Genomic DNA, 21,477 nt, shown 5'->3' with positions numbered 1-21,477 from the left:
ACGCCGGTGCTTTTTAAGCGCATTCGTGACGACAAATGCTGGCACCTTTAGGCAAGCTGGTGCATTTTATTATTATTCTAACAAATAATAAAATGCTTGGGTATGGTAAACGTGAGGTTTATTTCTCCTGGCTCATCCAAAGCGTCACATTCGACAAAGAAAAGTCTTTCAGGTAATGATTGACTTCGACATCTAGAATATCTCCTATCAGCTGCATTGACCGCTTGATATCGGTCAGATTGATGCCGAGCCGCTTGTGGTTGTCCATCAAGTAGTTGAAATAAAGTTCCGCGCAATCCTCATTGATATCCTCCACACTTTCGACCGAAGTGTAGTTTACGAGGTATCTGCTGAACAGCATAAGCAACCCTACTGCCTTTGTAGCGGAAAACGTAACGTCTTGTGATCGAACTTTTAACTGCTCCACTAATTCATAGTATTTTTTCTCTCTCACAATACTTGCCCTTTTCAATCGTGTACCCCCATTTATTATTTATATATAAGAAAAGCGCAAGCGTCAGACGACTCCACCAACAGAGACGAAGAACGCAAACCGCGCTAACATTCTCCGCAAAAAAAATGCACACATTATAATTCTTGAAAAAGCTTTGGTTCTATTTTAAAAAGTTTTCCTTAGTTATACAACTTGCAAAAGTTACATTTTTACTGCATCTTTACATCCTTATAAAGTCTCCCATACACTTATGTTATCGGGTCAATTCTATTCATTATGAATGTTTTTTTTATGAAAAAACAAAAATTTTAGGTAAAAAGATTGAGAATTTATTTTCTGAGAATAAAAAAAGTGAGGACATCCTGTGTCCTCACTTTTTGTTAAACAGCACTTTTAATGCGGTTTGCAGCTGAAGATCGTTCTTTTCTTTCATCTTTTTCTCTTCAATCCGCAGGTTCATTGTATTTGCCGTTTTTTGGTCAATGATGCCCGTTTGTTTCAGCTTGTTTTCAGCCTGAAACGCCATGACGGCTTTTTTTGTGCCTTCACTGTAATAGCCGTCTTCCCGGCCGGGGACAAACCCGAGTCCTTTCAGCAGGTGCTGTGCCCGCTTAATTTCATTGTTGTTCATATCCGGCTTGAGAGGCTCCTTCAGCTGTACAGGCCCTACCGAGAAATATGCAGGCTGGGCGACTGGAACGGTCGGCTGAATTCCCTGCTTATGGATCCAATTCCCTTTAGGCGTCAGCCATTTATACAGCGTCAGCTTAATATTGCTTCCGTCTCCCATCGGAACCGCTTGCTGGACGGTTCCCTTTCCAAAGGAAGGATCGCCCACTACGTCGTAACCCTCGGCTTCTTTTAATGCACCTGCAAGAATTTCCGACGCTGAAGCGCTGCCCTTGTCCGTAATCACGCTCACAGGATATGGTTTTTTCTCTTTTAATTTTGAGAAGTATTGTTTTTTATTTCCGTTTCTTTCGGCGATTTGTATATATGGATGATCTTTTGTCACAAAATGTTTTAAAATGTCTTCAACGCTTTGCAAGTATCCGCCCGGATTGCCTCTTACATCCAAAACGAGCCCTTTTATTCCCTTTTTCTCAAGCTTTTTCAGTTCAGCAGTAAAATCTTTTGCCGTATGTTCGGAAAAGGAAGATATTGCGATATAGCCGACAGGTTTGTCCTGTATTTTTTTAATGGAAGCAAATACCGTTTCCAGCGGAATTTCATCGCGCTTAATTGTAAATGTCAGCTGATCTTTCATGCCGGGCCGATGAACTTTCAGCGTAACCGTCGATCCCTTTTTGCCCCTGATCTTTAATACGGCGTCATTCAAATCCATTCCGGCCATGGAATCGCCGTCGATACTGATGATTTCATCGTTCGGCTTTAATCCGGCTTTCTCTGCCGGAGACTGTTTAAAAGGAGAAACGATAATGATTTTCCTGTCTTCCATTCCGATTTCTGCGCCGATTCCTTCAAAAGAGGAATCAAGGGAATCTGAAAACCGCTTTGCCGTCTGTTTATCCATATAAACCGAGTATGGGTCATTCAATGTTGAAAGCATGCCCTGTATGGCTCCTTCCAACAGCTTTTCCCTGTCGACCTGCTCTACATATTCATTTGAAATCAGGTCATATGCTTTCTCAATTTTCTCCAATTCGTTTCTGGCGGCAGCCGCTGATGCTTTTGGAACGGCATCATGAAACGGAATCGGACCGGCGCCTGTTACCAAGCCGCATAACAGGCTGAGCGCAATGATGAGCCGTGCAATCTTCTGATTCATCCTATACCTCCTCTTCTGCCTGCACTATGTTTTGTTGCTTGAAGTATTATGCGCAAAAATCGCCCGTATCATGTAATCGATTTTCCATTCACAGCAAAAAAACTGCCGGATTGCCGGCAGCTTTTGCTTATATAGTCTTCACACGCTTGATGATTTCTTCTGTCACTTCATCTGTCGTACTTGAACCGCCGATATCAGGCGTCAAGTAACCGCTTTTTAGAACGTCTTCGATCACGTCAAGCAATCTGGCACCGAGTTCTTCTTCTCCAAAATGATCAAGCATCATTTTAGCCGTCCAAATTTGGCCGATCGGGTTTGCAATTCCTTTGCCGATAATATCCGGGGCAGAGCCGTGCACAGGCTCAAACATGGATGGATATTTGCCGTTTACATTGATATTGGCGGCCGGCGCCACGCCTATACTCCCCATAATCGCCGCCCCGATATCGGTCAAAATATCACCGAATAAGTTGCTGGCAACAATGACGTCAAGCTTCTCCGGCTTCGTTACAAAAAAGGCCGACAGCGCGTCAATGTGCTGCGAATCAGCGGTAATGCCAGGGTAGTCTTTTGCCGTGTTCGCAAAGACTTCATCCCAAAAAGGCATTGAATATACGATTCCGTTCGATTTTGTTGCGCTTGTGACATGCTTTTTCCGTTTAGCCGCCAACTCAAATGCAAAGCGCATCGCCCTCTCCGCCCCTTTTCTTGAAAAAACGGCATTTTGGATGGCGATTTCATCTTCATCTCTGAAGATTCTGCCTCCGATCGAGCTGTATTCCCCTTCACTGTTTTCCCTGACGACAAGAAGATCGAAATCTTTTGGATTGGCCAGCGGAGACTTGATTCCTTGCAAATATTTCGCAGGTCTAACATTGATGACCTGTTCAAATTCGCGGCGGATTTTAATGAGCAGCCCCCATAGGGAAATATGGTCGGGGACAAGCTTGCTGTTTCCTACCGCTCCAAGGAAAATGCTGTCGAACTCTTTCAGCTGCTCCATACCGTCATCGGGCATCATTTCCCCGTGTTCCAAATAATACTCGCAGCTGTATGGAAACTCCGTAAACCGAAATGAGAGTCCTCCGTGAACATCAGAAACCGCTTTCAAAACTCGCTGTGCAGCAGGTACGACTTCTTTTCCTACTCCGTCACCGGGTATGCTGGCAATGTTGAATACTTTCATTAGATCATCCCCTATTCAAATAGTCGACTGTCGACAGATGTCACTTTCATTCTATACCTTGTGTTATTTTCTGACAAGAACAAATTTTGAAGCATCTCAATTTGAATAACAAAAAGCCGATTCGGTCCATTTCCGGACGAATCGGCTTTCATTTTTAAAGCGGTATATAATTGGCCGGGTCAACAGCATTGGATTTCGCGTTGTTCCAAAGGCCTTTATGAATTTCAAAGTGAAGATGCTGCCCGTAGGATTGGCCTGTATTTCCCATCGTTCCGATCACTTGTCCCTGTTCAACACGCTGGCCTGTCTGCACTTTAATCGAAGACATGTGAGCGTAGACCGTCTGATATGTTTGCCCGTTGATATTATGGGTAATAAACACAACATTGCCGTAGCTGGACGAGTAATGGGCGTTATAGACCGTTCCGGCGGCTGCCGCATGAATCGGAACACCTGAACCGCGCTTGGCGATATCTACGCCGAAGTGATTCCCGAGCGAACGATTTCCGAACCCGGAAGTAAATGTGCCGGAAGCAGGACGGATAAAGCCTGAGCTGCTTGGTGCCGACGGTTTAGAAGAAGAGGCTTCCGATTGGCCGCTTGAAGCCCGGCGGCTAGCTTCAGCTTCCTGCTTTTTCCGATGCGCCTCTTCAGCTTTGATCGCTTCATCCTGACGCTTTAAAATTTCTGCTTCATTTTCGAGTGAACCAAGTTCTTCATGCGCATGATCTTTATCTTGCTTCACTTTTTTCATGACGTTTGCTTTCTCTTTTTGCTGCTTGTCGAGCGTCTTTTTTAAATCTTCCAGGTCTTTGAGCGCTTTTTCAAGGCTTTCAAGATCCTTGCTCAGCATTGTCTCCTTTTCCTCAACAAGCTGAAGATCGCGCTTTTGCTCTTCCATCAGGTCTTTATCAGCTTCGACAATTGTCGAAACCGCACCCGCACGGCTGATGAAATCCCCAAAGCTTTTCGAGCCGAGAAGCACATCTATGTATTGAACGGAACCGCCGTTTTCCTGCATGGAGCGAACCCGGTCTTTCAATATTTTATTGCGTTTCTCAATCTTTTCTTTAAGCTTTTTGATTTGCTTTTTCAGCTCTTCAATGCTTTTCTTTGTTTGGTCGATTTCTTCGTTTTTCTTTTCCAGCTTTTCATTCGTGTTCGTCATCTGACGGTCGATTTTCTCGATCTCGCTTTTCAGGCCTGCTTCTTTTGATTCAAGCTTTGAAAGCTCCTGTTTCTTTTTTTCGAGTTTTGACTCGTTTTCAGATTTTTTGCTTTGAACGTCGCTCTTTTTTTTCTCCAAGTCTTCATAAGCTAAAGCATGGTTGCTTTTTAGGGGGATCAGCACTGCCGACGATCCGAGCACAGCGGTCAGCCCCAGCGTCATAAGCTTTCTTTTCAACCTTGGTTCCTCCTTGCCTTCAGAATCAAGGGAGCCCGGCGCTTTGCAGGCATCCCAGCTTTAAACATGATACAACCGGCGAGAGCGCCGGTTTAAACTTTTAAGAATTTGCGAATCGACATCAAGCTTCCCCATACACCGATAACGGCTCCGATCAGCACAAGGATCGCTGAAATTTGGAAGACGAACGGATTGTACGGCAAGAGCTGTATGAATGTGCCCTGAACTTTCGGAGCGATCCACTGAACGGCATGATGATACGTTCCGAGCAAAATAGCGATCGGAATGATAGAACCGCATACACCTAAGAGCAGACCTTCAATGAAGAACGGCCAGCGAATGAACCAGTTTGTCGCGCCTACAAGTTTCATAATCTCGATTTCTTTGCGTCTTGCAAAAATCGTGATTTTGATCGTATTAGAGATTAAAAACATCGCCGTAAACAGCAGGCCGACAACCAATGCAATCCCGATTACTTTGGTGACACCGCTGATTTTAAACAGGCGGTCTACCTGCTCCTGCCCGTATGTCACCTTATAGACGTTGGTCAGCTTCTCAAGCTTCTTGGCAGCTTTCGGTGTGTCTTGAGGGTCTTTTGTTTTTACGACAAATGCATCGTTCAGCGGGTTTTCCTGCTCGAACATTGCAAAGAATTTCCCGTCTTCCCCAAAGCTGTCTTTCAGGTTTTTCAGCTCTTCATCTTTAGATGAATATTTGACACTGCTGATTTCCGGTATTTTTTTTATTTCTTTTTCCAATGTATTTTTTTGGTCCTGGTTGGCCGTCAAGTCAACAAGCACTTTGACTTCGACTTCCTGTTCGGCTTTTAATGTCATATTGTATACGTTCAGCATGATGACCATGAACACGCCGACCAAGATAAGTGTAACTGTTACAGCACTGATGGATGCGAAAGTCATCCACGCGTTTCTCCCGAGAGATTTTAAGCTCTCGCGCAAATGCCGTCCGAGAGTTCTAATCATAAGAACCATACTCCCCTCTAGCTTCATCACGCACAATGACCCCGTCTTCGATTGCGATGACCCGTTTCTTCATGGTGTTTACGATTTCTTTGTTATGAGTCGCCATAACGACTGTTGTTCCGCGGTTGTTGATCTCCTCGAGCGTCTTCATGATTTCCCAAGACGTCTCAGGGTCAAGGTTTCCCGTCGGCTCGTCAGCGATCACGACATCAGGGTCGTTGACGATTGACCGTGCAATTGAAACCCGTTGCTGTTCTCCCCCGGACAGCTGATCAGGGAATTGCCTTGCTTTGTGCTTCAGCTGGACAAGATCAAGCACTTCAAGCACTTTTTTTCTGATCACCTCTGGACGCTCCCCGATGACCTCTAAAGCAAATGCAACATTTTCAAACACCGTCAGCTTTGGCAGCAGTTTAAAGTCCTGGAATACAACGCCGATTTTCCTTCTGATAAAAGGAATCTCTTTTTCTTTGAGCTGCGCCAAATTTTTATTGTTTATGACAATCTTCCCTTTGGAAGGCTTTTCTTCGCGGTAAATCATTTTAATGAAGGTTGATTTTCCTGCTCCGCTCGGTCCTACAACATAAACAAATTCCCCGGGATATATAGAGATGCTTATTCCGTTCAGCGCCGAGACCCCGTTGGAATAAGTCTTATATACATCTTTTATTTCGATCATGTAATCACCTAATCTTCTATGTTTATACGGTCATACTCTTCGAAAGGACATGTCGTTTTGTGTCCTGCTAAATTCACGGTAAATGGTATTGATCCAAGCCCTTTTTCAACAACACCCATTATACGTCAAGATTAGACAAAATGATATTACAGTTTTGTTTCAATGCCGACATAAGTTATAGGAAAAACGCAAAATCAGACAAAAAATTTGTACTTTGGGCCTTTTCTGAGATAAAAGAACTTGTTTTTCTTCGTTCTTTAATAGGCATAAAGGCCTTTTCAACAAAAAAAGAACCTTTTTCACCCGAATGTGAAGAAGGTTCTCTTCGCCTCCTGACCGGCAAGGCATTCTTATTTTTTCTCTGAAAGCCACTTCGCGACCGCTTCAGCTTCTTTTTCGTCTACAAGATTGCCAGGCATTCCGCCGCGGCCGTTGACTACAATGTCTTTAATTTCGCTTTCCTTATACTTGCCGCCAACTTCTTTCAAGCTCGGGGCGGAACCGCCGGACAAATCCTTACCATGGCAGCCTGTGCAGTTTTGCTGGTAAATCTCTTCCCCGTCCGTTGCAGTTGCTTGCCCGCCTGTGTTTTTCTCTTTGCTTTCATTGTTATTGCCCCCGCAGGCAGCCAGCACAAAAGAAACAGCCATAAACAGAGTAAACAGCTTCATTTTCATTTTTTTAAGTCAGCTCCTTTAACAAGTCAACCTTTATTATAACCTCGATTACGCGCGTTTAAAACCCTCGCCAAGCACCTCTGAAGCATCCATCGCAATGACAAATGCAGACTCATCAATGTGTTTCACAAGTTGTTTCAGCTTTGTGAACTCGGTCTGGCCGACCACGCACATCAAAATGGGCCGCTCATCATCTGTATAGCCTCCGACCGCTGATATTTTCGTAATCCCTCTGTCAATTTTATTCAGTACCGCATGTCGAACTTCCTCTTCCCGGTTGGTAATGATCATTGCCATTTTGGAACGGTTCAGCCCGACCTGGATAACATCGATGGTTTTGCTTGATATATAAACGCCAAGCATAGCATACAGTCCCTGTTCGATGTTAAAAACAAACATCGCCGACAGGACGATCGTTCCGTCGATCAGCGCCAAACATTTGCCTTGCGAAAGCCCGGTGTACTTATGAATGATTTGCGCAGCCAGCGCAGTCCCGCCTGTAGAACCCCTTCCGAGAAAGACCATCCCGATACCAACTCCGATGCCGACACCGCCGAAAATGGCGGCTAAGAGCGGATTCTCTGTCGCCGGAGCAATGTCCCGTGTCATATATACGATAAAGGGGAGAAAAACAGACCCGACAAGCGTTTTAATGCCGAATTTTCCTCCGAGTATGAGAATCCCGGCAATAAATAAAGGAATATTAAATGCCCATTGCACATAGGCAGCTTCAAAGCCGAATGATTGCAAAATGGTGCTGATGCCGCTGACTCCGCCGGCTGCAATCCGGTTGGGAAGCAGAAACATATTAAATGTCATAGCGACGACAGCTGATCCAAACAGGATATAGCCGTAGTCACGCAACACCGCAAACAATTGATGTCTCGTTTTATCCATATTCATATCTGTCATCCTCCGCACGATTCGTTACCAATCGAGAGTATAGCATTTAGCTTATTGTAAGTAAATAACAGCCAAATAACGTATTAATCGGATAAAGCGGCAGAGGGACAAAGCTTCTTACGGCTTAGGCTGAACATATCCAGGCGGATTTACCCGCAAAAAAAAGACACATCTCACAATATGGATGTGTCTTTCTCCAATTTAGGAAAGCTTTGAACGCAAATATGCGTCGATGAAAGAGTCAATGTCTCCGTCCATAACCGCCTGCACGTTCCCCATTTCCGTGTTCGTTCTATGATCCTTCACTAGGGAATACGGATGGAAAACGTATGAGCGGATCTGGCTTCCCCAGCCGATTTCTTTTTGTTCGCCGCGAATTTCGTCAAGCTGTGCCTGCTGCTCTTCGATTCTGCGCTGATACAGCTTCGACTTCAGCATTTTCATGGCACGTTCGCGGTTTTTAATTTGTGAGCGCTCCGTTTGGCAAGTGACGATGACGCCTGTCGGCAGGTGGGTGATCCTGACGGCGGAGTCTGTCGTATTGACGTGCTGCCCGCCGGCGCCGCTTGCCCTGTACGTATCGACTTTAATATCTTCCGTACGGATCTCAATGTCGATTTCTTCGTTGAATTCAGGCATGACATCACAAGACACAAACGACGTGTGCCTGCGCCCTGATGAGTCGAACGGAGAAATTCTGACGAGCCTGTGTACGCCTTTCTCGGCTTTTAAATAGCCGTAGGCATTGTGTCCTTTGATCAGGAGAGTGACAGACTTGATTCCTGCTTCATCCCCTGGGAGGTAATCAAGGGTTTCCACCTTAAATCCTCGGCGCTCTGCCCACCTGGTGTACATTCTGAGAAGCATTGAACCCCAATCCTGTGATTCGGTGCCGCCGGCTCCCGGGTGAAGCTCAAGAATCGCATTGTTTTTATCATACGGCTCGCTTAACAATAGCTGCAGCTCAAATTCGTTAAATTGCTTTGTTAAGCTTTTCAGCTCGCTGACCAGTTCATTTTGCAGGTCTTGGTCAGGATCTTCTTTTAAAAGATCGTGTGTCATTTGCAGTTCTTCATGAGATTCGCTCAACTTGTTATACGTGTTGACATAATCTTTTAACGCATTCGCTTCATTAATGATCGTCTGCGCTTTCTGCTGATCTCCCCAAAAGTCAGGGTCAGCCATCTGCTCGTCTAATTCGCTGATTCTTGCTTCCTTTGTTTCGAGGTCAAAGAGACCCCCTGAAGTCCGCTAATCGAGTAGCCATATTTTCAAGTTCCTGTCTGATTTCTGCCAATTCCATTATTCTTTCACCTCATCATAGATTTCAGCCTGTTCAAAATAAAAAGAGGCGTGCACCTCTTTTTATTCTGTTCTTCCGCAGCAGTTTTTATATTTTTTTCCGCTCCCGCAGTAGCAAGGATCATTGCGTCCGATATCCACCGCTTTGCGGACCGGTTTTTTCTTCGCTTGTTTTTCCTCATCGCCTTCTTTCGGCTGATGGGCTGTCGTCTGTCCTTGAATGACCTCTTCGCGCTCAAGGTTGTTTTCAATTTCAGCCTTCATGACGAATTTGGCTACATCATCTTCGATGGCCGCGATCATGTTTTCAAACATTGCAAAGCCTTCCATTTGATACTCGCGAAGCGGGTTTGTCTGAGCGTAAGCGCGCAGATGAATTCCTTGACGCAGCTGATCCATCGCATCGATGTGATCCATCCATTTCGTATCCACTTCGCGGAGAACGATGACTTTCTCAAATTCGCGCATTTGTTCAGAGCCGTACCGCTCTTCTTTCTCATCGTATTTCGTCTTGATCCTGTCATAAATGAGCTCTGTAATCTCCTCAGGCTCTTTTCCGAAAATGTCGCTTTTCTCCACTCCGCCCTCATCAAGGAAATTCGCATTTACAAGCTCGACAAGGCCTTCAAGATTCCACTCTTCAGGCAGATCTTCCTTTGGCGTGTATGAAGCAACAGCCCTCTCAAGTGAAGCTTTAATCATATTTTCGACGATGGAGCGGAGGTTGTCGGAATCGATGACCTCAAAGCGCTGTTTATAGATGACCTCACGCTGCTGGCGGAGCACGTCATCGTATTGCAGAAGCTGCTTACGGGCATCAAAGTTGTTGCCTTCCACACGCTTCTGTGAAGATTCGACCGCTCTTGAAACCATCTTGCTCTGAATCGGCGTCGAATCGTCCATTCCGAAGCGGTCAAGCATCGCCATCGTCCGTTCTGCACCGAAGCGTTTCATTAATTCATCTTCCATGGAAAGATAAAATTGGGTGATACCAGGGTCCCCCTGACGGCCTGAACGTCCGCGCAGCTGGTTGTCAATCCGCCGTGATTCATGGCGCTCTGTACCGATAACGGCCAGTCCGCCAAGCTCTTTTACGCCTTCGCCAAGCTTGATGTCCGTACCACGTCCCGCCATGTTGGTCGCGATGGTGACCGCGCCTTTTTGCCCGGCATCTTCGATAATCTGGGCTTCCCGCTCGTGGTTTTTCGCGTTTAACACCTGATGCGGAATGCCTTTATTTTTAAGCAGCTTTGAAATCAATTCAGATGTTTCAACCGCAACCGTACCGACAAGAACCGGCTGACCGACCATATAGCGCTGGGCGACATCCTCTGCAACAGCTTTAAATTTTCCTTCCATGGTCCGGTAAATTAAATCCGGGCGGTCATCACGGGCGATCGGCTTGTTGGTCGGAATCGTTACAACCTGCATGTTGTAGATGTTGCGGAATTCTTCTTCTTCCGTTTTTGCCGTACCCGTCATCCCTGCCAATTTTTCATACATGCGGAAATAGTTCTGGAAGGTGATCGTCGCGAGCGTCATGCTCTCATTTTGGATCTCAAGCCCTTCCTTCGCTTCAATGGCCTGGTGGAGCCCGTCGCTGTAGCGGCGGCCTTTCATCAGACGGCCTGTGAAAGAGTCGACGATAACGACCTGGCCGTCTTCGACGACGTAATCGACGTCTTTATGCATCGCCGCATGGGCTTTAAGCGCCTGGGCAATATGATGGTTTAAGGCGACATGGCGGACATCAAACAAGTTTTCGATGCCAAATGCCTTTTCTGCTTTTGTCATCCCTTCTTCAGTCAGCTGAACGCCTTTTGTTTTCACATCGTATGTGTAGTCCTGATCCACTTTTAACGTGCGGACAAACGCATTAGCCTGAACGTACAGCTTTGTGGATTTGGCCGCTTGTCCAGAAATGATGAGCGGCGTTCTTGCTTCATCGATCAAAATCGAGTCGACTTCATCGATGACTGCAAAATGAAGCGGACGCTGAACCATCTGCTCTTTATAAAGCACCATGTTGTCGCGCAAGTAGTCAAAGCCAAGCTCATTATTCGTAGAGTACGTAATATCGGCTGCATAGGCTTCACGCTTCTCGTCTTTTGAAAGGCTGTTCAGGTTTAAGCCGACTGTCAGCCCGAGAAATTCATAGATTTTTCCCATCTCTTCAGCATCGCGGCTCGCCAGGTATTCGTTGACCGTCACGATGTGAACGCCTTTCCCTGACAAAGCGTTCAAATAAACAGGCATTGTGGACGTCAGCGTTTTACCTTCCCCCGTTTTCATTTCGGCGATATTCCCTTCATGAAGGGCAACGCCTCCCATCAGCTGAACCTTAAACGGGAACATGCCTGTCACGCGCCGGGAAGCTTCCCTGACAACGGCAAACGCTTCAGTCAAAAGATCGTCAACTGTTTCGCCTTTTTCAAGGCGCTCTTTGAACTCGATTGTCTTTTGTTTCAAAGCTTCGTCTGAAAGCCTCTCTATATCTGCCTTGAGCGCATCAATCTCGTTCGCTTTCTTTTCATAACGGCTGAGCGTGCGTTTTGTCGGATCAAACACTTTATTTAAAATTCCAAGCATAGAATAACGCTCCTCTTTATTTTCCTTGTTTAAGTATGAGTAAACAGTAATTTTTATATATGCAATATCATATCATACCTTTTGTCATTTCCAAACAATTTACCGCGGGGAAACGGAAAAAATCCCCTCTGCGGAAGATCCGGGAGGGGACTTGATATATTTATTCGTTCGGTTCGATCAAACCGTATTTTCCGTCGTTTCTTCGGTAGACCACATTGGTCAGATTGGTTTCGGCGTTCGTGAATACAAAGAAGCTGTGTCCAAGCATATTCATTTGTAAAATCGCTTCTTCATTATCCATCGGTTTTAAATTAAAGCGCTTTTGACGGACAACCTGCGGCTGTTCATCCTCAGTGTCATCCTGCACGGCCGTTCCGATGCCGTTTTCTTCGGCAAAAACATACTTCGGAGAACCTTTTTCGCGGAATTTCCGGTTCACTTTTGTTTTGTGCTTGCGAATTTGACGTTCCAGTTTGTTCGTTGCGAGATCGATTGCATTGTACATATCTTCGTGGTGAACTTCCGCACGGAGAGAGAGGTCTGTCATTGGAATTGTCACTTCCACCTTAGATTCCTGATCGTTGTAGAATTTCAAGTTGACGTGAACAATCGCATCAACGTTATTTTCAAAATAACGCTCAAGCTTTCCAATTTTCTTCACGACGTGTTCTCTTAACGCTGGTGTTACCTCAATGTTTTCTCCTCTGACGTTGTACTCCATCAAAAGAACGCCTCCTTTATATTAAGGATATGTAAATACATTTCGTCTTTTCCCTGCTGAATTCCTGCATAAACGTAAAAATTATGTGAAAAATCCGTGAATTTTGACGAAGATTGTCTCCTGTCATTTGAACCCCTTTATTAAATCTTAAATATATTCACATGCGAATAAAATCAGAACGCCATTTTTGCTTTTTAAAAAATATGGCATACACCTGTCAGGTGTATGCCGTCAATGGATAACGTAAGGTCTCATGCATTGGTGGATCGTTTTCATCCATTCCCGATAAAGCGGTAAAAAATGATGGGTTAAGTCATGCTGAAATTCAGCAGACGGATAATTGTAATAAATCAGACTGTCAAACTCACGGAAGACTCTGTCAAAAAAACGAATCGAAGATTTGGCACAGCTTGTCTCCAAAATCGACAGCAATACAGCGTGCGACGAATCCAACTGAAAAAAAGCATAGATTAGATCGTTAAAAATCCGCTCTCCTTCTGTCTTCGCCAAATCTTGATTCGCTTCTATTAAATAGCAAAACCCCTCTTCAATCGTAAACAAAAGCTGATAATAAGTCGTTAAGAGCATGTAATCGTCGGTGCTTGTCAAAGCGATCACCTATTTGCGCTTGTCATAATATGTGCCGTCAATCGTCATGTTGGCGTACGGATTGATATAGGAATGATGCATGGCTCGCTTCTGCTTCGCCTGAAGCAGCTCATGTTTGACAGCCTGCTGCAGCCTTTTCAGTTCGGCCATGAGCAATGGCTCCATATCCGTCACTTGCCGCAGCTGCTGCTTTTCTGTCTCAGAAAGAGGCGGCTTGATCTCCTTGATCAAGCCATCGCGTTTTTCAAGAAAAGCTTCGATTGCCTGAACCAGCTCATCACTTTCCGGGGCGTCTTTTATTTGAGCGAGCATATGTTTTGTTTCGCTGTACAGCAGCTCAATCTTTTCCATTATGCCAGCCCGCCCGATCCGAACCGGCCCTGCCGTTCGATTTGAAGCGCTTGCTTCCAGGCATCGCGTAAATCTTTAACATACCCTTCGACTTCCGTCACGATATCTTTGTCATTGCGAATGTTGGCTTCAACCAGGCGGCGGTGGATATACTCGTACATTGCCCCCATTGATGCGGCCAATTCGACTTTCCGGTCAAGAGTGATATTGAGCTCCTGAATAATCTTTTGAGCTTTAACAAGGTTCGTATTTTTCGTTTCCATATCCTCTTGTTCAATCGCCTGTTTCGCCAGCTTCATAAATTTAAGGCAGCCATCAAATAGCATAAGCGTCAATTCTCCAGGGGTCGCCGTGTTGATTGAATTTTGCTGATAAGCTGCATACGGGTTGTTTAAAGCCATTCTTGATCCTCCACAATATTATTGTCCAAGCATTTGTAATAAGTATGTCGATTGTTCGTTCGCTTTTTGAATCGCTTTTTCCATCGCCGTGAATTTTGTGTAATAGCGATTTTCGACTTGTTTCAGGCGGGCGTTCATTGACGAAATGTCAGATTCAACTGTATTCAAGTTTTTCCCGATTGTAAATTGATTGTTTGTCATTGCTGAATTTCCGGCTTTATCCTCAATCTGCTTTTTCGTATCGGTCAAAACTGTCTGAAGGCGTCTCATGATGCCTTTTTCATTATAGTTTTCAGTGCTGCTCGTTCCCGCCATAAAGAGATTAGCCACACTGTCGGGATCTTCTGCGATCTTTTCTTTCAGTTTTTTTTCATTTATCTCTAAATGACCGCGCTGACTGTAAACGCTCGATGTCGTAATTCCAAACTGAGTGAGCTGCAGCGATTCGCCGTTTACAGAAACATTTGAATAAAAATCAGTACGCATTTGGTTGGTGGCGCCGCTTAAAATCGTGTCGCCCCTTAACAGTCCGCTTTTCGCTTTTTCTTCCCACAGCTCAATTTGCTTTTCCGTCATATCTTTTTTCTGTTCTTCTGTCAGCGGTGTATAGTCGCGGTATTTCTTTTCCGTGAGCTTGCCGTTGACCATATCGATCAGTTCATTGTACTTTGTAACGAAGTCTTTAATCTTCTCGTAAATCCCGTCAACATCGGTCGCTACGTCAAGCGAAACAGGGCTGGTCGTCGTATTTTTCAGCTGATATGTCACATTACTGACGGTAAAATTGTTCGTTGTTTTTTCAATTTGCAGTCCGTTGATAACAACTTCGGCGTTTTGACCTTCCTGGCTGGCTGTCAGCTTGTTGTCGGCGTCAAGCGCAAAACCGAGCTGATTGGACATAAAGCTTGCCGTCGCATCATCAGCTGCCTGTATGCTGCCCCCTGCGCCGGTAGCTTTTGATGTAAAAGCGATCGTTTCCACATATTCAGACCCGTTATAAATTTTTTCTTTCATAGCGGTTACGCCCAAATTTGATTTGTTGATTTTGGAAACGATGTCATCCAGCGTATCCGTGCTGCTGACACTGATTTCAACCTTTTTCGCAGCCGTTTCTCCAGGAGCTGTCACTTGGAAAGTTAACGTTTGATCGCTCCCAGTATACCCTGAAAGGCTAGAAGATTTATAGGTAGCCGCAGTTGCCAGCTTGTTGACTTGGATCGTGCCTGATGTCGCATTCGTGGTGCCTGTTGCCGTAACAGCCGACTCATTAGAGCTTGTCACCTTTTTCGCGCCGTATGTACTAGGACGGAGCATAAGGTTGATTGATTCCTGCAAATCTTTAATTTTCGTATTGATTTCACGATAGCTGTCGCGCTGCCATTCTAAAGTCTGTTTCTTTTGCGTGAGCTTATCAAGCGGGACGCGCTCCGTTTTCATTAATTTGCTGACAATATCGTCTACATCCATCCCTGAAGCTAAACCTGATATTCTGATCGCCATATCATCTAACACTCCTGTTCTATGTAGTTTTATCGACAATTAATCCCATGAACTCCGCCATCGCCGCATAAAAATCGAGCCACTCTTTTGGCGGGATCTCACGGACGACTTCCTCTGTCCGATTGTCCACGACTTTCACATAATACTCTCCCAGTTTTTCATGAAGCACAAACTGAAGGTGGACTTGCGACGGCTCTAAAAGGTTGTTTGCGCCTTGTACGGTTTTCTCAAGCTGAGCAAATGTAAATTCTGCAGCGTCCGTCTGCTGCGGGCGTTCTACAGCTTCAGACTGTTTATTCATCATCTGCGTTTTGTAAGCATCAATAATGGGTTCTAAAGATGACAATCTATTGATCGACAATTTTTACCATCCCCTATGCTATGATCTAAAACTTATATCGGCTAAGGGAGAATGAGATTAAATATCTTTATGGAAAAAAATTAATCAAGGTAGATAGAAACTAGCCACTCACAGTATATTTTAAGAGTAAGACCATGATAGAACTTCCTTATGATAGCCATTATAAAATCCTTTTGGATACGAAAATATCTTTCAATAAATATTCAAATTTGTTATTTATTATAATGTTATAATTGAACTGACAATATCTACAAGAAAGGGGATTTGTTCATGAAAAAAATATTTGTGTCGCTGGCACTAGCCTTTGTATTGTCATTTAGTTTTTACTCGTCTTCGAAGGCAGCAGTTTTGGCTCGAGTAGCTGTATACCCTGGTGAAGTTCGCCAAAGCGCTGATATTTTTCGTGGCGTTGGGGAAGGCGATTTCCGGTGCATATTTTATTATGCAACACGTCTAGGTGGTGGTACTTGTTCACTTTACGAAATTACTCCGGATGGAAGAAATAGAGTAGTTGCCTCTTCCAGTGTAGATTACTCGCTACAACAAGAAGTTCAAACAGTTTATACCGAACCGGATCACCTCTACTATATAAAAGGGAAGAATTCTGCACTAAGTGGTACAAGAACACTTATTATTAGCGAATTCACTAATTAATAGACATTCTGTGTTCAGACACTCTAAGGTCAATGATTGAGTGTCTCTTTTCTAATATTACAAAAAAGGATTTAATAATTTACTTGGTTTGATATTACAAAAAAAAGACCTTGGGCAAAAACCAAGGTCTTTTTTAAGCAATTAACGAAGCAACTGAAGAACGTTTTGCGGCTGTTGGTTCGCTTGAGCAAGCATCGCTTGAGAAGCTTGAGAAAGAATGTTGTTCTTAGTGAACTCGCTCATTTCTTTAGCCATGTCAACGTCACGGATACGAGACTCAGCAGCTGTTAAGTTCTCAGAAGAAGCACCAAGGTTGTTGATTGTGTGCTCTAGACGGTTTTGTACCGCACCAAGTTTAGCACGTTGTGTAGAAACTTGGTTGATCGCATCGTTAACGACTTTCAATTGTGCGTCGAAACCGTCATTAGGTGCAGCAGCTTCGTTAGTAGCAAATTTTGTTACGTCTAGATTTTTGATGTTAAGAGCAGTATTATCTGTTCCTAGATCTGTAGCTGACATTGATTCAATGTTTACTGAAATTTGTTGAGTAGCATTAGCACCAATTTGGAACACTAAGCTTTTTGTAGTTGCCGGATCACCAGTATCTTTGAAAGTGCCATCTAACAATTTTTTACCGTTAAATTCAGTACGGTTTGAAATACCATCAATTTCTTCAATTAGTGCATCCATTTCATCTTTAATTGCACTAAGGTCTTCAGCTTGCTGTGTTCCAGTGTTTCCTGCTTGAACAGTAAGTTCGCGCATACGTTGAAGGATCGCGTGAGTTTCAGTCAATGCACCTTCAGCTGTTTGGATAAGAGAGATTCCGTCTTGAGAGTTTTTCTGAGCCATTTCAAGACCGCGGATTTGTCCTCTCATTTTTTCAGAGATTGCAAGACCTGCTGCGTCATCTCCTGCGCGGTTGATGCGAAGACCAGAAGAAAGTTTCTCCATGTTCTTTTGGCTTGCGCCGTTGTTTGCTGACAGACGGTTCAGCGTGTTAAGCGCTGCAATGTTGTGGTTGATTCTCATTGTATATTTCCTCCTTGAAATGTGTTTGATTGCACGTCCATGTGCATATTTTGGAGCATTCAGGCTGTCCTTCCTGCTACATACTTTATATCGGAGGTGCCTTAAAATTGTTTATAGCAAAAATAAAAAAATCCTCACTTTTTTTGTGAGGACAATTTCGCAAGCAAATCGTTTGAGATGGAAGCGGCCCGGCTGTTTTCTTCCTGGATCGCCAAATAGATTTCCTTGCGGTGAATTTCGATATGCTTCGGCGCGTCAATGCCGATTTTCACCTGATCTCCGTCAACGGATATGATCTTCACTTCGATATCGTCTCCGATTTGAATCGCTTCATTGAGCTTGCGGGATAAAACTAGCATGCTTCCCCTCCTATCGGCTGCTTAGTCTGATAAGAAGAGTCATGCAAAATCACTTGTTTGGCAAGCATTTTTCTGCGGTTCACGACAATCGGCGCCATCAAATTGGCCGTTGATTTCTCGAATGGCTCTTCGATCGTTAAAATCGCCATCACTTCAACGTCTTCGGCAGATTCGATTTCAAGAAGTTCAACCGTCGTTTCATCAAGATCAAAGCCATAATCTTTGAAAAAGACGAACGGACTGGCGACAATGAATGCAAGCTCTTCCGACTGCATCGACTGAAGGACGACAAACGGCGAATCCTCGGAAAGCGGCAGGATGACGAACTTCTTCTCCCCTGTAAATCCGGGTAGGCCGTTTTTAAACATGATCGTCTGCTCTTCTTGAATTTGTGTTTCTCCGTGATACTTCGTTTTAATGATCATCATTCACGATCCTTTGCTAAATTACTTTTGTTTTGGGTATTCCACATCTATTTTTACCTCCGGATATTGGAGCATGTCAACCTTCACACTGCCTGGCGTATAGTTAACAACCGGTTTATTCGGCGTTGCTTCGATGATAGGCTTACGCGGTGTCGCTTCAATGTTCACTTTAGCCGGTTCATATGCGATCTTCACCCTGTCAAATGACGGCGTAAAATGAACGCCAATTTGAATCGGTTCAGGCTCGCTGATTCGTCTCGCCTGGTCTGCAAGCGGATTGCCTTCGATTTCAATCCGCATCATCTCGTCCCCTTCTTCAGCGGTCCGAGCCATTCCGGCAAGCCAATCCTGATAGCCTTGCTGCGCCCCTTCTTCAATCCTTTTAAAGATATGCTTTCTTTCTAAGTCTTCCCATGCTTTAGTCTGGTCAATCGTGAGCTTCGAAGGGGTAGTTGTCATCTCCAGTTCAGCCGGCGGCTGCTCGATTTTCAAGTCGGCGCGCGGCTGTTCCATTTTCAAATCCGGCGGCGTTGTTGTTAAACCGATGCGGCCCGGGATATTTTGCATGATCAGCCTCGGCATCTCCATTATGATATCCTCCTTTTGCTAAAAAAAAGCAACTCGGGTAGAGTCGCTTTTATCTTAAAAAGTCAACCAGTGTCGGCTGAACAATTTTCGCGTTTACGGCAAGTGCAGCTCTGTGAACCGATTGCTGTGTAATAAATTCAGTAATGATTTCTTCAAGCTCAACATCTTCGTTGTCTGACAAAACTTTTGTCGCCGTCTCTTCCTGCTCGCTCAGCCGTGAATTGATCAATTCGAGCCGATTGTAGCGCGCTCCAATATCAGACCGCTCATTGCTCATCTGATTGGAAAACTGGTCAATGTCTGAGAGGGCGTTTTCCATCCCTTCCATTGTTCCCGCTTTTAAGGCGTTCTCGAGAGACTCAATCATTTCAAACACATTTTGTCCGCTGCCTGACTGCCCGCCGAAAGCCGAAATCGGATTTGAGTTTACATTTAAGGTTGCGTTTGGCGAAACATTGATGTTGACGTCAGAGCTGCTTGTATAGTTTTCAAAATTGTATGTGTAAGTACCGTCGGCGTTTTTTGTGATCGGAGCGACGTCAGAGTTCGTACCGTTAAAGAGGTAGCGGCCGTTGACCTGCGTATTGGCGATCTGAATCAGCTGGTCTTTCAGCTGGCCGATTTCGACTCCGATCGCATTTAGTTCTTCTTCGCCGTTTGTACTGTTTTGAGCCTTAACAGTCAGCTCCCTGATTTTCCCCATGATATCAATGCCTTCTGTAATGTTCGTTTCCGTGTTTTCAAGCCATGTAAAAGCTTGGGAGGCATTGCTTTGATATTGTTTAACCTGGGACAATTGCGTATTGTACTTCAGGCTTTTCATTGCGACGACGGGATCATCGGACGCCTTTGAAATCTTTTTTCCTGACGAAATCTGGGATTGAAGCTTATCCAGCTTTCCATAGCTTGAATTGATGTAGCGCAAAGAGTTTTTTGCGATCATCCCTTGGGTTACCCGCATGAATCTTTACCTACCTTCCCACGACACCCATGCCGTTAATAATTTTATCGAGGACTTCGTCCTGCAGCGTTATCATTCTCGCAGCTGCGTTATAAGCATGCTGGAATTGGATCATGTTCGACATTTCTTCGTCTAATGATACGGCGCTTACAGACTGCCTGTTCAACTCAGCAGTGTTTACAAGCGTTTCTGTATTTTTGGCCAGTCTGTTTGTTTCCTGAGCTTTTACACCCATTTCACCGATAATGCCTGCATAATAGTCTAAAACGGTCGTCGTTTTGTCGCCGATTTGAATTTTCTTGGTGAAGACATTAGCGAGATTTGTCGCGTTGGAGTTGTCGCTCGCTTCACCATTCAGCGATGCAGCGATTTTATCGCCTTTTGAATTCATGATCTCATCGGTTACTTTGATTTTGCCGGCGGCTCCCTTTGCAGGCTCAGCCTCTCCTCCGGTAAATTCAAAAAAGATGCCTCCCGGTTCTCCCGATGAAGTAAACCCGCTTTGATGGACTGCATTAAACTCTTTCGCAAAAGCAAGCGCCAGCGTATCCAGATCTGCGAGCATTTCAGGATACAAACCTTTTTCTTTACCGTTTGACATATATCCGTAAGACTCAATTAAACCGAGCAGCGATCCTTTGCTAGTAAACGAATCGATGCCGATGTCCGTCCCGCCGAGGGAAACACCTGTCACAAGGCCTGTATCGTTGTCGTAATTTACTTTGACAGTTTCAGTCGTGAAGTTTGGTCCGTCAAGAACCTTGCCCAGAGACTGGCCGTTTTCGTCCAGGATTTCGATTGATGCAATGCCTTCAGCGGTTGCAAGTGGGTTGCCGCCAGTTTTCGTATAGCTGACTTTGATATTAACCATTGAAGACAGTTCATCAAGGAGCTGATCACGTTTATCGTACAAATCATTCGGGAGATAGCCGTTCGGCTCGACTTTGGCAATTTGCTCGTTTAAGCTGTTCAGCTGTGACAAAAGCGAGTTGATCGTCATCACATTTTGATCAATCTGGTCGCCTAAATTTGATTGAACGGTTGTCAGCGATTTATACAGAGTGTTAAATGTCTCGGCGACCGCCTGCCCTTTTTGTCCGACGACAGAAGCAGCGCTCGGCTCGTGAGCGTTGTTCGTCAATTCCTGAATGGAATTCCAGAATGAATTCAGAACCTTGTTTAACCCGGTGTCATTCAGTTCATTCATAATCCCTTCCATTTGGTTAAAAGCGTCCACTTTTGCATTGTAATAGCCTGCCTTTGTATTCTGCGTCCGGTATTGATAATCCAGAAAGCTGTCTCTTACCCGTTCAACCGAACCGACCTCAACGCCTGTACCCATCTGGCCGGCAAGCCCGACAGAGTTTCTTGATACGGACGGATAAGGGGTTGACGCTTTAAATGTGACACGCTGCCTTGAATACCCTTCGGTATTGGCATTAGATATATTGTTCGCTGTCACGCTCAGAGCTGATTGCTGCGCGGACAAGCCTCTTTTGGCGATTTCCAGCCCTAAAAAAGTTGGGTTTGTCATCTTTTTCACTCCGT

23 protein-coding genes are annotated in these 21,477 nt (G+C 44.7%); 1 reads left to right on the top strand and 22 read right to left on the bottom strand.

The window, feature by feature from the left end; translation table 11 throughout:
* Positions 1–118: 118 nt before the first annotated feature.
* The 16 genes from swrA to flaG all read right to left on the bottom strand — a co-directional run bounded on the left by swrA (position 119) and on the right by flaG (position 15,910).
* Positions 119–472: a swarming motility protein SwrAA gene (gene swrA / locus M1D90_RS03010; protein ID WP_003185659.1), complete on the bottom strand. Its 354-nt coding sequence runs from the start codon at positions 470–472 to the stop codon at positions 119–121.
* A gap of 352 nt (positions 473–824) precedes the next feature.
* Positions 825–2,243, bottom strand: a complete 1,419-nt coding sequence (gene ctpB, locus M1D90_RS03005) for a carboxy-terminal processing protease CtpB (RefSeq protein WP_101561419.1) — start codon at positions 2,241–2,243, stop codon at positions 825–827.
* A 127-nt stretch (positions 2,244–2,370) separates the two neighbouring features.
* Entirely contained in the window at positions 2,371–3,429 is a 1,059-nt protein-coding gene (locus M1D90_RS03000; RefSeq protein WP_020453093.1) for a tartrate dehydrogenase, read from the bottom strand.
* A gap of 154 nt (positions 3,430–3,583) precedes the next feature.
* Positions 3,584–4,834 (bottom strand): murein hydrolase activator EnvC family protein, encoded by a 1,251-nt coding sequence (locus M1D90_RS02995; RefSeq protein ID WP_026580167.1) that lies wholly within the window; start codon positions 4,832–4,834, stop codon positions 3,584–3,586.
* Positions 4,835–4,926: 92 nt separating this feature from the next.
* On the bottom strand, positions 4,927–5,817 hold the full coding sequence (gene ftsX / locus M1D90_RS02990) for a permease-like cell division protein FtsX (RefSeq protein ID WP_026580168.1): 891 nt from the start codon (positions 5,815–5,817) through the stop codon (positions 4,927–4,929).
* Positions 5,810–6,496 carry a cell division ATP-binding protein FtsE gene (gene ftsE, locus M1D90_RS02985; RefSeq protein WP_003185670.1) on the bottom strand — a complete coding sequence of 229 codons (687 nt, stop codon included), beginning with the start codon at positions 6,494–6,496 and terminating at the stop codon, positions 5,810–5,812. The genes ftsX and ftsE overlap by 8 nt, the downstream gene beginning before the upstream one ends.
* Before the next feature lie 350 nt (positions 6,497–6,846).
* Complete coding sequence (gene cccB / locus M1D90_RS02980; RefSeq protein ID WP_020453096.1) at positions 6,847–7,173, bottom strand: cytochrome c551; 327 nt, start codon at positions 7,171–7,173, stop codon at positions 6,847–6,849.
* A 48-nt stretch (positions 7,174–7,221) separates the two neighbouring features.
* Positions 7,222–8,076, bottom strand: a complete 855-nt coding sequence (locus M1D90_RS02975) for a YitT family protein (RefSeq protein WP_020453097.1) — start codon at positions 8,074–8,076, stop codon at positions 7,222–7,224.
* 201 nt (positions 8,077–8,277) lie between these two features.
* Positions 8,278–9,379 (bottom strand): peptide chain release factor 2 gene (prfB, locus tag M1D90_RS02970; RefSeq protein WP_096748347.1). Its coding sequence is split into 2 segments (ribosomal slippage): positions 8,278–9,306 and positions 9,308–9,379, totalling 1,101 coding nucleotides; the frame shifts between segments, so codons are not numbered across the junction.
* Positions 9,380–9,441: 62 nt separating this feature from the next.
* The gene (gene secA / locus M1D90_RS02965; protein ID WP_020453099.1) at positions 9,442–11,967 is read right to left on the bottom strand and encodes a preprotein translocase subunit SecA; all 2,526 of its coding nucleotides are present in this window, start codon (positions 11,965–11,967) and stop codon (positions 9,442–9,444) included.
* 160 nt (positions 11,968–12,127) lie between these two features.
* Positions 12,128–12,688 carry a ribosome hibernation-promoting factor, HPF/YfiA family gene (gene hpf / locus M1D90_RS02960; protein WP_103749393.1) on the bottom strand — a complete coding sequence of 187 codons (561 nt, stop codon included), beginning with the start codon at positions 12,686–12,688 and terminating at the stop codon, positions 12,128–12,130.
* A gap of 231 nt (positions 12,689–12,919) precedes the next feature.
* The gene (locus tag M1D90_RS02955; RefSeq protein WP_020453101.1) at positions 12,920–13,297 is read right to left on the bottom strand and encodes a hypothetical protein; all 378 of its coding nucleotides are present in this window, start codon (positions 13,295–13,297) and stop codon (positions 12,920–12,922) included.
* Positions 13,298–13,306: 9 nt separating this feature from the next.
* Positions 13,307–13,648: a flagellar protein FliT gene (locus M1D90_RS02950; protein ID WP_020453102.1), complete on the bottom strand. Its 342-nt coding sequence runs from the start codon at positions 13,646–13,648 to the stop codon at positions 13,307–13,309.
* Positions 13,648–14,049 carry a flagellar export chaperone FliS gene (gene fliS / locus M1D90_RS02945; protein ID WP_020453103.1) on the bottom strand — a complete coding sequence of 134 codons (402 nt, stop codon included), beginning with the start codon at positions 14,047–14,049 and terminating at the stop codon, positions 13,648–13,650. The genes M1D90_RS02950 and fliS overlap by 1 nt, the downstream gene beginning before the upstream one ends.
* 18 nt (positions 14,050–14,067) lie before the next feature.
* A complete protein-coding gene (locus M1D90_RS02940) occupies positions 14,068–15,549 on the bottom strand; it encodes a flagellar hook-associated protein 2 (protein WP_146874679.1) in 1,482 nt (493 codons plus the stop codon).
* Between the two features lie 19 nt (positions 15,550–15,568).
* A complete protein-coding gene (flaG, locus tag M1D90_RS02935) occupies positions 15,569–15,910 on the bottom strand; it encodes a flagellar protein FlaG (RefSeq protein ID WP_023856383.1) in 342 nt (113 codons plus the stop codon).
* A gap of 270 nt (positions 15,911–16,180) precedes the next feature.
* Here flaG and M1D90_RS02930 point away from each other — a divergent pair, with 270 nt between their 5' ends.
* Positions 16,181–16,564, top strand: a complete 384-nt coding sequence (locus M1D90_RS02930) for a hypothetical protein (protein ID WP_146874675.1) — start codon at positions 16,181–16,183, stop codon at positions 16,562–16,564.
* 141 nt (positions 16,565–16,705) lie between these two features.
* Here M1D90_RS02930 and hag read toward each other — a convergent pair whose 3' ends face one another.
* The 6 genes from hag to flgK form a co-directional block, all read right to left on the bottom strand.
* Positions 16,706–17,596: a flagellin Hag gene (hag, locus tag M1D90_RS02925; RefSeq protein ID WP_146874673.1), complete on the bottom strand. Its 891-nt coding sequence runs from the start codon at positions 17,594–17,596 to the stop codon at positions 16,706–16,708.
* A gap of 134 nt (positions 17,597–17,730) precedes the next feature.
* The gene (gene csrA, locus M1D90_RS02920) at positions 17,731–17,955 is read right to left on the bottom strand and encodes a carbon storage regulator CsrA (protein ID WP_003185697.1); all 225 of its coding nucleotides are present in this window, start codon (positions 17,953–17,955) and stop codon (positions 17,731–17,733) included.
* Entirely contained in the window at positions 17,949–18,380 is a 432-nt protein-coding gene (gene fliW / locus M1D90_RS02915; protein ID WP_186438612.1) for a flagellar assembly protein FliW, read from the bottom strand. The genes csrA and fliW overlap by 7 nt, the downstream gene beginning before the upstream one ends.
* Positions 18,381–18,401: 21 nt before the next feature.
* Positions 18,402–18,968, bottom strand: a complete 567-nt coding sequence (locus M1D90_RS02910; protein ID WP_075212709.1) for a DUF6470 family protein — start codon at positions 18,966–18,968, stop codon at positions 18,402–18,404.
* A gap of 49 nt (positions 18,969–19,017) precedes the next feature.
* Positions 19,018–19,929: a flagellar hook-associated protein FlgL gene (gene flgL / locus M1D90_RS02905; protein ID WP_020453110.1), complete on the bottom strand. Its 912-nt coding sequence runs from the start codon at positions 19,927–19,929 to the stop codon at positions 19,018–19,020.
* 10 nt (positions 19,930–19,939) lie between these two features.
* Positions 19,940–21,463, bottom strand: coding sequence for a flagellar hook-associated protein FlgK (gene flgK, locus M1D90_RS02900; protein WP_145625002.1), 1,524 nt, complete (start codon positions 21,461–21,463; stop codon positions 19,940–19,942).
* Positions 21,464–21,477 lie beyond the last annotated feature (14 nt).

The organism is Bacillus sp. JZ34, from assembly GCF_053903205.1.
The sequence above is the reverse complement of the archived record's forward strand: the minus strand, read 5'-3'. Positions and strand labels throughout refer to the sequence as shown.